Here is a 13,683-nt window from a genome sequence, read left to right on the forward strand (position 1 = left end):
TTAAGTCCCCCTCCCGCTTGCGGGAGGGGTTAGGGGAGGGCCTGTCGCAAGACGCGCTCTGCCCACAGGCCCTCCCCCAGCCCCTCCCGCAAGCGGGAGGGGAGTGAGACATGACATGCTCCACTTCGAACTCGTCACGCCAGAAAAGCTCGTCCGCAGCGAGGACGTGTACATGGTCGTCGTCCCCGGCAGCGAAGGCGATTTCGGCGTGCTGCAAGGCCATGCGCCACTCATGTCAACGATCCGCGACGGCGCGCTGGCCATCTATCGCACCGAAAAGGGCGAGCCCGAGACCATCGCCATCGTCGGTGGCTTCGCCGAAGTCAGCGAAACCGGCCTCACCGTCCTCGCCGAGAGCGTCGCCTGACGCGCTAGCGTTATCTGAATAAACCGCCGCAGCTGCGTCTCGATCACGCCGCGCGGAAAATGCGCTGACCCGCGCCGGCTCCGCCTGCTGTGGATGGCGCAGCTCCGCGCGATGCTAGGCATCGCTGCGTATCTTATCGGCCTATCATCGCTGGCGATCTGGGCGCGGCGCCGATGATCCTGGCGACGTCGATGCTGCTTCCCAGAGCCCGTCGGCCAGCGACCAACGCCTCGGCGTCGCCGGCGATCGGCTGCCCACGGCACCCGATTGGTTAAGTGATTGTCAAACTCTGCCCGCTACGACTTCACGACAATCAATAGGAAGCTGGTGGCATGAGTGCATTTGGACGGCGCCCTGGGGCGACCGCGGGCAAGCGACCCGCCTTTGGCGTCGCTCGGCCAATGCAGGGCGGCAGCGCCCGCCCGGCCGAGCCAGACGTAGGGGGCGAGCAATTCCCGCCGCTGCCGATGCCCGGCGAGATCAATGCGCTGGCCGATGCCGCGGCACAGGGCGGCACGACGTCCGTGGCCAATCAGGAAGCGCTGCAGCGCCTCGCCGAGCGCCAGGCGACGTCCGGCGACGCCGGCAGCAGCCGCGGCGAAGGCTTCGAGACATCGATTCACAAGATCAAGGAACAGGTGCTCCCCCGCCTGCTCGAACGCGTCGATCCCGAAGCCGCCGCCACGCTCGACAAGGATGAGCTGGCCGAGGAATTCCGCCCGATCATCGGCGAAGTGCTGGCCGAACTGAAGCTCACGCTCAACCGTCGCGAACAGTTCGCGCTGGAAAAGGTGCTGGTCGACGAACTGCTCGGCCTTGGGCCACTCGAGGAGCTGCTCAACGATCCGACCATCACCGACATCATGGTCAACGGACCCGACCAGACCTATGTCGAGCGCAAGGGCCAGCTGGTGCTCGCCAGCATCCAGTTCCGCGACGAAGAGCACCTTTTCCAGATCGCCCAGCGCATCTGCAACTCGGTCGGCCGTCGCGTCGATCAGACCACGCCGCTGGCCGATGCCCGGCTCAAGGACGGCTCCCGCGTCAACGTCATCGTGCCGCCTCTGTCGCTGCGCGGCACCGCCATCTCGATTCGTAAATTCTCCGACAAGCCGATCACGCTCGACATGATGGCCGGGTTCGGCTCGATGAGCCCGAAAATGGCCACCGCGCTGAAGATCGCCGGGGCCAGCCGCTTCAACATCGTCATCTCCGGCGGCACCGGCTCGGGCAAGACGACGATGCTCAATGCATTGTCGAAAATGATCGACCCCGGCGAACGCGTGCTGACGATCGAGGATGCCGCCGAGCTCCGCCTGCAGCAGCCGCACTGGCTGCCGCTCGAAACGCGCCCGGCCAATCTCGAGGGCCAAGGCGAAATCAGCATCCGCGATCTCGTCAAGAATGCGCTGCGTATGCGCCCGGATCGCATCATCCTGGGCGAAATCCGTGGTTCCGAATGTTTCGACATGCTCTCGGCGATGAACACCGGCCATGACGGCTCGATGTGCACGCTTCACGCCAACTCCCCGCGCGAGGCGCTCGCCCGTATGGAGAATATGGTCATGATGTCCGACATCAAGGTGCCGAAGGAAGCGATCAGCCGCCAGATCGCCGACTCGGTCGAACTGATCATCCAGGTCAAGCGCCTGCGCGACGGTTCGCGCCGCGTCACCAACGTCACCGAGGTGATCGGCATGGAAGGCCCGGTGATCGTCACGCAGGAGCTGTTCAAGTTCGAATATCTCGATGAAGGCGCCGACGGCAAGATTATCGGCGAATACCGCTCGATGGGCCTGCGCCCCTACACGCTGGAGAAAGCGCGGCAGTTCGGCTTCGATCATGCCTTCCTGGAAGCCTGCCTGTAACGCCGGCTCTGCCGCTGCTCCATGCGGCAAACGGCGTGTTGCGGAACAAAGCAAATGCTGAGTGATTACCTCTGTCCGGCATTCAGCCTTTCACGATGGGGTCACCTATGAAGAAGATTATCGTTCTCGGACTTGCAGCCGGCCTGGCGTCGCTGTCGGCTTGCAATTCCAGCCCGCGCGAACAGACCGCGGACAATATCGAAGCCAATAGCGAAGCCGTCGCCGACAACCTCGAAGAGGCCGCCGACAATGCCGGCACCGACGCGACCGAGGACGGCCTCGAGAACCAGGCCGACGCGGTCCGCGCCACCGGCCAGAACCAGGCCGAAGACATGCGCACCAACGATCCCGACACCAACCTGTCGAACGGCCTCTAACGCCGCCGGATTGTAGCCGATCCCCGCGCTGTAGCGCGGTGAGGATTGCAGGGCGCCCGAAGCATTTCGGGCGCCCTTTTTCGTCGACACCTATTGGTCGGTCTCGGCCTGCCGGCGCCCGATCAGCTTGGTGGCCCGCACCTCGACCTTCCTGGCGCGTGCGCGACTGATCGCCTTGCTCCAATGGATGCCCTGATGCCCCGAAGGATGCCACGCCACGCGCAGCCCCGCCGGCAGCGCTTCCCATTGGCCATCCCGCTGGCGGATAATGTCCACGCCGCACCGGCCGCAGGTGGAAAAGGACAGGCCCTCATTCCAGATTTCAGCGCCGGCTCGGTGCCCCCGCATCGTGCAGATCAATCTCATCGCAACGCTTTAGCACCGAATTCTAACGATTGCGTATTGGCAGCATGCGGCGGCGCTTGAAGCTGCAATTTTGCCCAGAAGCGGACGCTAGAGCCGAACTTCAAGCAGACCCTCGCGCTCGCAAAGCCACGATGAAGCAAATTCCCTCACTTCGTCGAGCGGCTCACCGGGATGTGCCGAGGTGACCAAAAACCGACTCTTGTTGCTCCCGTCGCCGACCACCAGCAAATCGACCTCAAGTTCCACTAACTCCGCATCTTCATCCGCAATGGATATGAGACGAACACCGTCCCTGAGACAGCGCTCGACGAACTCAGCCAAGGCCGCATGGTCAATTATTGGTGAATGGAGGTTTATGCGGGTGGGAGCAACATACGCGCATGGTAGAGCACGATTGTCCGTTATCCACCATCGATCGCCGTTCCAAACCCTGCTGTCGCAATCACTCCTCCCGGGAGCCGACCCGCAGCTAACGGGGCAAATGCGGCCGGGCAGAAACGCCCATTTGCCGACATTGCGAAACGGGCATTTGGGTGCCAGCATGAGGCATGACGGAACAGCAGCCCCAGATCGTCGCGGCCGACACCTCGTTCTATCACGAGGCTGATGAGGAGGCGTTCATCGGATGGATTGAGCGGATGACGTTTGTTCGAGAGGCTTTAGGCGTAGGAAGGGACATAATCCTGACTTTCACTCGCTTTCCGACCGACGACGATATGTGGGAGATTATCGGCTTCTGTAGGCGATACGGCATCGACATGACCCAGCTTGCTAAGTTCGAAACTAAAGAAAACACGGTTTGGATGCGCGATCCCGAAAAGGTTTGGTGCAACGAAATATTCGGGTCTTGAAAAGCGTCCGCGTGCGGTTTTTACCCACTTCCAAACAAGCGATCGCATCCACCGACGCCATGCCGGGATGAGGCGCTACCGCGCGCCCCGCCCCAACGACAAATAGCCCCTGTCCTACACCCACCATTTCGTGCCACCCCCGCCCGCATGCCTCTTCGTCGCCCGCCATGCGCGTCCTGACCGCCGCCCTCCTCCTCGCGTTGACGGCCGCCGCGCCGCCCGCCGATATCCTCGCCCCCGATAGCGAGGCGCGCTGGATCCCGTTCGATCTCACTCCCGGCAACCAGATCCGCTTCACCGTGCTGGTCGATGGCCAGTCGATCGCCGCGATTCTCGATACCGGGGTCAGCTTCACCGCGCTGTCGCGCGCCTATGTCGAGGCGCACAAGCTCAAGGTGCGCAGCGGCGGCAGCGCGAGCGCGATCGGCGGGCCCGTGCCGATCGGCTGGATCGATACCGGCACGATCCAGTTCGGCGGGCTGACCCGCACCGGCGGCAGCGTCAGCGTCGCCACCTTGCCCACCACTGCCACCGGCAGCACGCGCCCGGTCGAGATGCTGGTCGGGCGCGACCTCACGCAAGACTATGCGCTCGACATCGATTACGACGCGCGCCGCTTCCGCCTGCTGCCCAGCGGCCGCATGCCGTTCACAGGCGCCACCGCGCCGTTGGCCATTTCCACCACGCGCTTGGTCTATACCGGCGAAGTGACGCTCAACGGCCGACGGTTGCGGCCGATGATCGTCGATACCGGCGACGGCAACGCCATCACCTTTTCGCGCGAAGCCTGGGCCACGGCACAGCTGATCCCCCGCGCGATCACCTCGACCATCTCGTTCGGGCTGGGCGGGCCGATCGTGTCCGATCTGGCGATCCTCGATACGCTGCAGACCGGCGCGCTCAGCGCCGACCAGGTCGAAGTGCAGATCGAGGACAAAGCCGGCTTCTCGCAGCAATTGGGCATGGCCGGTCGGATCGGATCTGGCTTCCTGCAGAAATACCGCGTGCTGCTCGATCCCAAGGCCGGGCGCATGATCCTCAAGCCGGGCGCCGAGGCCGGGCAGGCGCCGCTGCGCTCGACCAGCGGGCTGCTGGTGGCGGCGGAAAACGATCGGCTGCGCGTGCTCCACGTGATGCGCGGCAGCCCGGCGGCGCAGGGTGGCTGGCGCGGCGGCGAGACGATCTGCATGATCGACGGCACGCCGGTGCCCGCCGACTATGCCGGCAGCGCCTATGCCGCCTGGTCGATCGGCGAGACCGGCCGGATCGTCGCGTTCGACATGTGCGATGGATCGCGCCGTACGCTGGCGCTGCGGCACTTCTATTGATCCCCGTATTGATCGCCGTATTGATCGCCGCCGCGATGCGCGGCACACTATCGGTCCCGCCCCTTGGAAAGCCCCCCGCCATGCGCCCGCTTGCTTTAGCCGCTGCCCTGATCCTGCCCGCCGGCCTGGCGTTGGCGGCCCCCACTGCCCCGTCCCCGGCACTGCGCGCCGCGGTCAAGGCACCGACCCGCACGCCCGCCAATGTCGCGCGCGACCGCTATCGTCACCCAGCGGAGACTCTGGCCTTTTTCGGCGTCAAGCCGACCGACACGGTGGTCGAGATCTGGCCGAGCGGCGGCTGGTATACCGAGATCCTCGCGCCCTACACGCTGGCCCGCGGCACGCTGTATGCCGCCGCGCCGAGCGACAAGGGCCTGACCGGCGTGCGCAAGCTGCAGGCCGCGCACCCCGCAGTCTATGCCAAGCTCAAGACTGCCATCTTCCCGAGCGCCGCTGGCCAGCCTGGCGTGCCCGCCGGCACCGCCGATGTCGTGCTCACCTTCCGCAACGTGCACAATTGGCGTTTCGGCGCGAACGACCAGACCCAGGCCGCGTTCGACCAGATGTTCGCGATGTTGAAGCCGGGCGGTACGCTCGGCGTCGAGGAGCACCGCCTGCCCGAAAACATGGATGCCGCGCTGGAAGGCAAGAGCGGCTATATGCGCCGCTCCTCGGTCATCGCCTTCGCCACCAAGGCGGGCTTCAAATTCGCCGGCGAGAGCCAGGTCAACGCCAACCCCAAGGACACGCACGATTATCCCGGCGGCGTCTGGACCTTGCCGCCGAACTATGCCGAAAAGGACAAGGACCGCGCGAAATATGCCGCGATCGGCGAGAGCGACCGCATGACGCTGAAGTTCGTCAAGCCGCGATAATCCCTAAGCCCCTCCCCTTCAGGGGAGGGGCTTTTCTCCCTTTCAACTTACTCGTGCAGCGCGATGATCACGCAGATCGCCCCCGCAATCAGCGCCAGCATCTGTAGCGTCGGCCAGTCGACCAGCCCGACCCGATCGAGATCAGCGCGTCGCTTGCGCCGCCAGTCGCCGACGCCCGCCGCGATCGCCACGCCCAGCGCCACCGCCGCGGCAGCCCAAAAAGGCGCCGCGCCGTCCGTCAGCCCTGCGCCAAAATCACTTATCCAGCTTATCGATCTTCTCGTTGAGCTTGCCCAGCTCGGCCTTCAGCGCGGCGATCTCATCGTCCTTGCTGACATTGCCCGCCGGGGCCGGCGGTGCGGACGCCGCCGGCATACCGGGCACGCTGCCCGGCTTGAACGCCTGGGCCGCGGCCTCGAACATTTCTAGATTGCGCTTGGCGATCTCGGCAAACGGCGAATGGGCAAACGCCCCTTCGACCGCGCTCTTGAACTGCTCGTGATTGCGGTGGAAACTGTCCATCGACGCTTCCAGATAGCCGGGCACCATCGCCTGCATCGAATCGCCGTACATCGCGATCAGCTGGCGCAGGAAATTGACCGGCAGCATCGATGCACCGCGCGATTCTTCCTCCATGATGATCTGGGTGAGCACGCTGTGCGTGATGTCGTCGTCGGTCTTGGCGTCCACGACCTTGAAATCGCGGCCTTCGCGAGTCATCGCGGCCAAATGTTCGAGCGTGATATAAGATGAAGTCTCGGTATTATAGAGACGCCGATTGGCGTACTTCTTGATGATGACCGGGCCGTCGCCCGTGTTCTGTTTTTTCATCCTGAAAGGCTCCCCGACCCTTGTTTTATCGGTCTGTACCATCCTTTCATGCGGCACCGCAACACGGTCCGCGGCCGCTGCCTTTGTTCATCGAAATGCTGCGCAACGAAACCGCCGCCGTGCCCGAACGCCAGGCCGCCGCGCTCGCCGGTCTGCGCGCCTATCAGGATGCGCCGCGCGGCCGGCCGCGCAAGCTGGCGCCAGCGCGCTTCCGCAAGGGCCGCGCCCGGCTACGCGACTATGGCGCCAAGGGCAGCGGTGGGCGGCCGGTCATCCTGGTCCCCTCTCTGATCAACCCACCCTTCATTCTCGATCTCACGCCCGACGTCTCGCTCCTGCGTTGGCTCGCGGCACAGGGCTTCCACCCCTATCTGCTCGATTGGGGCAGCCCCGGCCCGGCCGAACGCGACATGGATGTCACCGCGCATGTCGAGCAATTGCTGCTGCCGCTGATCGCCAAGCTGGCCGAACCACCGGTGCTTGCCGGCTATTGTCTCGGCGGCACGATCGCGCTGGCGGCGGCATGCGCGGTGCCCGTCGCCGGCCTCGCGCTGATCGCCGCGCCGTGGACCTTCGACGGCTTTGGCGATGCCGCGCGCGCCGATATCGCCGCCTTGTGGGAGGCCGCGCAACCGGCCTGCGCGGCCATGGGTCTGGTGCCGATGGAAGTGCTGCAAGCCGGCTTCTGGCGGCTCGATCCCGCGCGCACGATCGGCAAGTACGAAACCTTTGCCAGCATGGAGCCGGGCAGCCCTGCCGCCGCCTTGTTTATCGCGATGGAAGATTGGGCCAATGCCGGCGCACCGCTTACGTTCGCCGCGGGCCGGCAATTGTTCGAAGCGTTCATCGCCGGCAATCAGACCGGGAGCGGCGCGTGGTCGGTCGGCGGCATGATGGTCGATCCTGCCGCCTTGCCTTGCCCGGCGATCGATTTCGTCTCGATGAGCGACCGGATCGTGCCCGCCGCCAGCGCTGCCGATCTGCCCGATCGCCGCGATCTGGGCGCCGGCCATGTCGGCATGATCGTCGGCCGCGGCGCTCGCGCGCAATTATGGGAGCCGCTCGCGCACTGGATAAGCGGCCTGCCGCGGCCTAGATAGCAGGCAAGAAATTTGCAGGAGAGTTCCATGGATATCGTCATCACCGCTGCCAAGCGCACGCCCGTCGGCAGCTTCCTCGGCGCGTTCGCCGCCACCCCGGCGCACGAGCTCGGCCGCATCGCCATCGAGGCCGCGCTGGCGCAGGCCGGGGTCGAGGGCGAGGACGTGTCCGAAGTGATTATGGGCCAGGTGCTCACCGCCGCGCAGGGCCAGAACCCCGCCCGCCAAGCGTCGATGGCGGCCGGCGTGCCCAAGGAAGTGCCTGCCTGGGGCGTCAACCAGGTCTGCGGCTCCGGGCTGCGCGCCGTCGCGCTGGCGTGCCAGGCGATCCAGTCGGGCGACGCGACCATCGTCGTGGCCGGCGGGCAAGAATCCATGTCGCTCTCGGCGCATGCGCAAACGCTGCGCACCGGCACCAAGATGGGCAATGTCGGGCTGGTCGACACGATGATCAGCGATGGCCTGACCGACGTGTTCAACCATTATCACATGGGCATTACGGCGGAAAATCTTGCCGAACAGTATCAGATCACGCGCGGCGACCAGGACGCCTTCTCGGTCCGCTCGCAGAACCTGGCGTCCGCCGCGCGTGCTGCCGGGCGGTTCAAGGACGAGATCGCCGAAGTGACGATCAAGGGCCGCAAGGGCGACACGATCGTCACGCAAGACGAATATATTCGCGACGGCGCGACGCTCGATAGCGTCTCGGGCCTGAAGCCGGCGTTCAAGAAGGACGGCAGCGTAACCGCTGCCAATTCCAGCGGCCTCAACGACGGCGCCGCCGCGCTCGTTATCATGAGCCGCGAAGAAGCCGAAAAGCGCGGCAGCCCGATCCTGGCCACGATCAAGAGCTGGGCCTCGGCCGGCGTCGATCCCTCGATCATGGGCATCGGCCCCGTCCCCGCCACCCGCCGCGCGCTGGAGAAAGCCGGCTGGACGATCGGCGATCTCGACCTCATCGAGGCCAACGAAGCGTTCGCCGCACAGGCGCTGTCGGTCGGCAAGGAGCTCGGCTGGGACGCCGACAAGGTCAACGTCAATGGCGGCGCGATCGCCATCGGCCACCCGATCGGCGCCAGCGGCGCGCGCGTGCTGACCACGCTGATCTACGAGATGCACAAGCGCGATGCCAAGAAGGGGCTGGCGACCCTGTGCATCGGCGGCGGCATGGGCATCGCCATGTGTTTGGAGCGCTAAGCCCCCCTTCGTGACCCCGGAACAAGTCGGTGTTTATCCCCGCCGAGCAAGTACCTTCTTGTTCCCCCGCGAAAGCGGGGCCCCAGGTGTCGCAAGCGCTAACCTTCGCTACCCCGGGCTCCCGCTTTCGCCAGAGAACATGACATGTCGCAAAGGTATGATTTTCGAACAAGTCCGGGGTGACGAACAAATTCGAGCGTGATCACACGGGCGGCTAGCTAACCCAGTGCCGCTCGAACCTTTTGCCCAGCCCGGTAAGCAATTCGTACTGGCTCATGCTCGAAGCGCTCGCCGCATCCGGCAAAGCATAGTCCAGCGCCACCCAATCGCCCTCCGCCGGCGCCGTGGCGGTCACGTCTACCGCCACCAGATCCATCGACACGCGCCCGATCACCGGGAAGCGCCCGCCCTCGGCCGATCCCGTGTCGGAAAAGCCCCGCCAATAGCCATCGGCATAACCGAGGTTGAGGATCGCCACCTCGGTCTCGTGTGCCGCGCTCCACGTCGCATTATAGCCGACCGTTTCGCCCGCCGCGACGCGGCGACGCTGCAGGATCTGCGCTTCGGGCGTGACCACCTGAGCGAGCGTGGCACCCATCGCCGCGCGCGGCACGCCGCCATATAACGCCAGCCCCGGTCGCGTCAGATCGAAGGCATAGCCCTTCCCCAAACCGATCCCGGCGGAATTGGCCAGGCTCAGCCGCTTGGCGCTGGTCCGGCCCACCAGCGCGGCAAACGCCGCCTGCTGCCGCGCGTTCATCGCATGATCCTCGTCCGCGCAGGCGAGATGGCTCATCAGCGTCTCGATCTCCAACCCGTCGAGCAGGTCGAGTTGATCGGCTGACAGGCCGAGCCGGTTCATGCCGGTATCGATCATCACGTCGCAGGCCCCGCCCCCCGCCGCCTTCCAGCGCGCGACCTGCGTGGCCGTATTCAGCACCGGGCGCGCAACGCCGGACAGGGCAAGCGCCATATCCTCCCCGCGCACGCCGTGCAGCACCGACACCGGCAGGTCGAGCGATGCCAATGCGGCGGCCTCAGCCCAGGTCGCGACGAAGAAGTCCCGGCATCCGGCGTCGGCCAGCCGGACCGCGACTCCGACCGCGCCCAGGCCATAACCATCGGCCTTGATCGCCGCGCCACACGCCGCCGCACCGCTCATGCGGGCGAGCGCGCGCCAATTGTCGGTCAGGGCTTGGCCGTCGAGGCGGAGGCGTAAGGGTGCGGTCACGCACCGCCGGTTAGCGGCTCCCCCCGCGCCGCGCTAGTCGGCGTGTGGCGTGCGGCGATCTTCCAGCCCCCACCAGGTGACCACCAGCGCCATCGCCACCACCACCCAGGTGTACCACAGACCGGCATAGGGATCGCCGCTGCGCGCGACGATATATTGGCTGATGAACGGCAGGAAACCGCCGAAATAGCCGGTGCCGATATGATAAGGGATCGACATCGAGCTATAGCGGATGCGCGGCGGGAACATCTCCGACAGCAAGGCGGCGACCGGGCCGAAGGTCACGCCGGACAGTGCCCCCAGCGCGACGATCGCAAGCAGGATCACGGCGATGTCGCGCGGCGCAGGGACGATCTCGTCGAGCGTGTAGCCCGACGCCGTCAACGCCGCGTCGAGCCCTGCCGGCGTCGTATCGGTCACCGCCAGGTCACCGATCCGCACCACGGTCGCGGGCGTCTGCTGCTTGGTATATTCGACGCCCTTCTTGGAAAAATAATCGAGCAGCTGGCCGCAGCGGTCGATCTGCTTGGTCGCGAACGGATCATACGCACAGGCCGGGCCGGAGACGATCACCGGGGCGCGCTTCGCTGCCGCGGCCAGGGCCGGGTTGGCCGCATTGCCCATCACCCAAAACACCGGGAACAGCAGCAGCAAGGTCGCGACATAGCCGGCCATGATCGGCGTCTTGCGCCCGATGCGATCGGACAAGCGACCAAAGAACACGAACCAGAACAGCCCCGAGGCCGCCCCCACTCCGACGATCAACTGCGCCGCCGTCTCCTGCACGCGCATCGTCGTCTGCAGGAACGACAGCACGGTGAACATCGCGGTATACCAGATCACCGTCAGCCCCGCGGCGATGCCGAACAAAGCGACGAACAGCCGCTTGAGGTTGCCCGGATAGGTGAAGCTTTCGGTGAATGGGTTCTTGGCCGTCTCGCCGGCGGCCTTCATCGATTTGAACACCGGGCTCTCGGACAGTTTGAGCCGCATATAAAGCGACACGGCAAGCAGCAGCAGCGAGAACAGGAATGGCAGCCGCCAGCCCCATTCATTCCATATCCCGGTCGGCAGCAGCAATTTGGTCACCAACACTACCGCCAGGCTGAGGATGAACCCGCCGACCACGCTGGCCTGGATGAAGCTGGTGAAATAGCCCGCTTTGCCCGGCGGCGAATGTTCCGCGACATAGATTGCCGCGCCGCCATATTCGCCGCCCAGCGCCAGCCCCTGGAGGATGCGCAGGAAAATCAGGATCAGCGGCGCCGCCAGCCCGATCGACGCGGCGGACGGCACCAGCCCCATCCCCGCAGTGGCGATGCCCATCAGCGTGATGGTGATCAGGAAGGTATATTTGCGGCCCCATTTGTCGCCGAGAAACCCGAACAGCACCGCGCCCAGCGGCCGAAAGCCGAAGCCCACCGCAAAGCCCGCCCAGGCGAACAACGTCTGCAGCATTTCCGAGCCGCCTGGAAAGAACGTGCGGCCGATCACGCCAGACGCCGCCAGCGTGCCGTAGATGAAGAAATCATACCATTCGAACACGGTGCCAAGCGACGACGCGGTGATGACGAGCTGGATTTCCTTGCGCGTTGGCGGCGCGGCCGGCCCGCTCATGCTCTCCACTGCCTGTGTCGTCGCCATGCATTCGTCTCCCCTGCCGGCAGGTGTAGCGCGCTCGCCAAGGGCGGCAAGCGGGCATCGCGGTGGCGCGCGACGCGCGGCTCGGCTAGCGCCACGCCATGGCCTATGTCTTTCTGCTCATCCGATCGTCGCCGAAGTCTGCGCGACCTCGTTCCTCAAGGCGTCCGCTTATGCGATCTGGTCCGGGGTCGGCGTGATCCTGATCGCGGCGGTGGCGTGGATCTTCCACGGCCAGAAGCTCGACGCCGCGGCGATCGCCGGCATGACGCTGATCGTCGCCGGGGTGATCGTGATGAACACGATGTCGAAAGTGACCGGGCACTAAGTACCCGACGAGGCTCAGACCGTCTCGACGTCGGCCTGGCCGAGATTGATATTGTCGTACAGCGCCAGCAGCGCGTTGACCTCGGCGATCACCGTTTCCTGCTCGGCCCGCCAGCGTGCCGTGGCGTCCTCGATCGGCTCGCCGTGGCGGCCGTCGTGCAGCGTATAGCCCTGGTCGATCAGCCAGATCGCGTCCGCCGCGCGCGACCGCTGGCGGCGCAAATGGTACACCCACTGCTCGATTATGCCCGACGGTACTAAGCGGTCCAGATCACCCATGACGCCGCCTAGCCGAGCGCGGCGCGTCGCGCCACTGCGGATTGTTCATTGCCCGTCCAGCATGCGGATAATGCCCGAGAAATCCACGCCCCCCTGCCCCGCCGCGGCGAAGCGCTCGTACAGTTCCGCGGCCTTCGCCCCCATCGGCGTGTCCGCCCCGGCGCCCTGCGCCGCATCCATCGCCAGCCGCAGATCCTTGAGCATCAGCGCGGTGGCGAAGCCGCCCTGGTAATCGTGATCGGCCGGCGTTTCGGGGCCCACGCCGGGCAGCGGCGCATAGCTCGTCATCGACCAGCTCTGGCCCGACGACACGCTGGAAATATCGAAGAAAGTCTGCGGGTCGAGCCCGAGCTTCTGCGCCAGCAGGAACGCCTCGCACGTACCGACCATCGTCACGCCGAGCAGCATGTTGTTGACGATCTTGGCCGCCTGCCCGCTGCCGCCCACGCCGGCATGGATCACCGCCTTGCCCATGTCGGCCAGGAACGGCTGCGCGCGATCGAACGCTTCGGCGCTGCCGCCGACCATGAAGGTCAGCGTGCCGGCAGTCGCTGCGGCGATCCCGCCGGATACCGGCGCATCGACCGCGGTAAAACCCTTGGCCTGCGCCGCTTCGCCCACCCGCCTGGCCGTGGCGACATCGATCGTCGAGCAATCGATCAGGATCGCCGAGGCCGGCGCGGCAGCGAATACAGCATCGCTATAGACGCTTTCCACATGCGTGCCGGCGGGCAGCATGGTGATCACCGCCTCGGCGCAGTCGAGCGCGGCCAGCGCCGTCTCGGCGGGCAGGCAGCCGGCCTGTTCGGCGCGCGCCAGGGCGTCGGCGGAAAGATCGAAGACGCGCACGTCATGCCCCTTCTTCGCCAGGTTGGCGGCCATCCCGCCGCCCATATTGCCAAGCCCGATAAAGGCGATCCGTGCCATAATCTCTCTCCTGTTTCTTCCCCCCTCCCGCTTGCGGGAGGGGCCGGGGGTGGGCGCGCGCTCACCGCGACCGCTCCGCTCGCCGATAGCGCGAGCCCACCCCCCACCCCCCTCCCGC

16 protein-coding genes and 1 pseudogene are annotated in these 13,683 nt (G+C 65.8%); 9 read left to right on the top strand and 8 right to left on the bottom strand.

The window, feature by feature from the left end:
* Window positions 1-115: 115 nt before the first annotated feature.
* The 3 genes from U1739_RS07040 to U1739_RS07050 all read left to right on the top strand — a co-directional run bounded on the left by U1739_RS07040 (window position 116) and on the right by U1739_RS07050 (window position 2,612).
* Window positions 116-367 (top strand): ATP synthase F1 subunit epsilon, encoded by a 252-nt coding sequence (locus U1739_RS07040; RefSeq protein WP_332705689.1) that lies wholly within the window; start codon window positions 116-118, stop codon window positions 365-367.
* Between the two features lie 332 nt (window positions 368-699).
* Complete coding sequence (locus U1739_RS07045) at window positions 700-2,235, top strand: TadA family conjugal transfer-associated ATPase (RefSeq protein WP_332705692.1); 1,536 nt, start codon at window positions 700-702, stop codon at window positions 2,233-2,235.
* 107 nt (window positions 2,236-2,342) lie between these two features.
* Window positions 2,343-2,612 (top strand): hypothetical protein, encoded by a 270-nt coding sequence (locus tag U1739_RS07050; RefSeq protein WP_332705695.1) that lies wholly within the window; start codon window positions 2,343-2,345, stop codon window positions 2,610-2,612.
* A gap of 90 nt (window positions 2,613-2,702) precedes the next feature.
* On the opposite strand, the gene U1739_RS07055 is transcribed toward U1739_RS07050, so the two are convergent.
* Both U1739_RS07055 and U1739_RS07060 read right to left on the bottom strand, forming a co-directional pair.
* Window positions 2,703-2,888, bottom strand: a complete 186-nt coding sequence (locus tag U1739_RS07055) for a hypothetical protein (protein ID WP_332705697.1) — start codon at window positions 2,886-2,888, stop codon at window positions 2,703-2,705.
* Window positions 2,889-3,065: 177 nt separating this feature from the next.
* Window positions 3,066-3,299, bottom strand: coding sequence for a hypothetical protein (locus U1739_RS07060; RefSeq protein ID WP_332705700.1), 234 nt, complete (start codon window positions 3,297-3,299; stop codon window positions 3,066-3,068).
* A 227-nt stretch (window positions 3,300-3,526) separates the two neighbouring features.
* Between U1739_RS07060 and U1739_RS07065 the strand changes: the two genes are divergently transcribed.
* The 3 genes from U1739_RS07065 (at window position 3,527) to U1739_RS07075 (ending at window position 6,032) form a co-directional block, all read left to right on the top strand.
* Window positions 3,527-3,829 (top strand): hypothetical protein, encoded by a 303-nt coding sequence (locus U1739_RS07065; protein WP_332705703.1) that lies wholly within the window; start codon window positions 3,527-3,529, stop codon window positions 3,827-3,829.
* 167 nt (window positions 3,830-3,996) lie between these two features.
* The gene (locus U1739_RS07070) at window positions 3,997-5,157 is read left to right on the top strand and encodes an aspartyl protease family protein (protein ID WP_332705707.1); all 1,161 of its coding nucleotides are present in this window, start codon (window positions 3,997-3,999) and stop codon (window positions 5,155-5,157) included.
* An 80-nt stretch (window positions 5,158-5,237) separates the two neighbouring features.
* The gene (locus tag U1739_RS07075; protein ID WP_332705710.1) at window positions 5,238-6,032 is read left to right on the top strand and encodes a class I SAM-dependent methyltransferase; all 795 of its coding nucleotides are present in this window, start codon (window positions 5,238-5,240) and stop codon (window positions 6,030-6,032) included.
* Window positions 6,033-6,079: 47 nt separating this feature from the next.
* On the opposite strand, the gene U1739_RS07080 is transcribed toward U1739_RS07075, so the two are convergent.
* Together U1739_RS07080 and phaR are read right to left on the bottom strand one after the other, a co-directional pair.
* Complete coding sequence (locus U1739_RS07080) at window positions 6,080-6,223, bottom strand: hypothetical protein (RefSeq protein WP_332705715.1); 144 nt, start codon at window positions 6,221-6,223, stop codon at window positions 6,080-6,082.
* Window positions 6,224-6,287: 64 nt separating this feature from the next.
* Entirely contained in the window at window positions 6,288-6,863 is a 576-nt protein-coding gene (gene phaR / locus U1739_RS07085; protein WP_332705718.1) for a polyhydroxyalkanoate synthesis repressor PhaR, read from the bottom strand.
* 83 nt (window positions 6,864-6,946) lie between these two features.
* Between phaR and U1739_RS07090 the strand changes: the two genes are divergently transcribed.
* Window positions 6,947-7,963, top strand: a complete 1,017-nt coding sequence (locus U1739_RS07090; protein ID WP_332705721.1) for an alpha/beta fold hydrolase — start codon at window positions 6,947-6,949, stop codon at window positions 7,961-7,963.
* A 27-nt stretch (window positions 7,964-7,990) separates the two neighbouring features.
* Window positions 7,991-9,160 (top strand): acetyl-CoA C-acetyltransferase, encoded by a 1,170-nt coding sequence (locus tag U1739_RS07095; RefSeq protein ID WP_332705724.1) that lies wholly within the window; start codon window positions 7,991-7,993, stop codon window positions 9,158-9,160.
* A 214-nt stretch (window positions 9,161-9,374) separates the two neighbouring features.
* On the opposite strand, the gene alr is transcribed toward U1739_RS07095, so the two are convergent.
* Together alr and U1739_RS07105 are read right to left on the bottom strand one after the other, a co-directional pair.
* The gene (gene alr / locus U1739_RS07100; RefSeq protein WP_332705727.1) at window positions 9,375-10,391 is read right to left on the bottom strand and encodes an alanine racemase; all 1,017 of its coding nucleotides are present in this window, start codon (window positions 10,389-10,391) and stop codon (window positions 9,375-9,377) included.
* 33 nt (window positions 10,392-10,424) lie between these two features.
* Window positions 10,425-12,035, bottom strand: a complete 1,611-nt coding sequence (locus U1739_RS07105; RefSeq protein WP_332705730.1) for an MFS transporter — start codon at window positions 12,033-12,035, stop codon at window positions 10,425-10,427.
* A 166-nt stretch (window positions 12,036-12,201) separates the two neighbouring features.
* Here U1739_RS07105 and U1739_RS07110 point away from each other — a divergent pair.
* Window positions 12,202-12,360: pseudogene (locus tag U1739_RS07110) on the top strand (SMR family transporter); the annotation flags it as partial.
* A gap of 14 nt (window positions 12,361-12,374) precedes the next feature.
* On the opposite strand, the gene U1739_RS07115 reads toward U1739_RS07110, so the two are convergent.
* The gene (locus U1739_RS07115; RefSeq protein ID WP_332705733.1) at window positions 12,375-12,638 is read right to left on the bottom strand and encodes a hypothetical protein; all 264 of its coding nucleotides are present in this window, start codon (window positions 12,636-12,638) and stop codon (window positions 12,375-12,377) included.
* Window positions 12,639-12,683: 45 nt separating this feature from the next.
* Window positions 12,684-13,565 carry a 3-hydroxyisobutyrate dehydrogenase gene (gene mmsB, locus U1739_RS07120; protein WP_332705736.1) on the bottom strand — a complete coding sequence of 294 codons (882 nt, stop codon included), beginning with the start codon at window positions 13,563-13,565 and terminating at the stop codon, window positions 12,684-12,686.
* Between the last annotated feature and the right edge of the window lie 118 nt (window positions 13,566-13,683).

The sequence above is a fragment of the Parasphingomonas puruogangriensis genome (assembly GCF_036663635.1).
Classification (GTDB): Bacteria; Pseudomonadota; Alphaproteobacteria; order Sphingomonadales; family Sphingomonadaceae; genus Sphingomonas.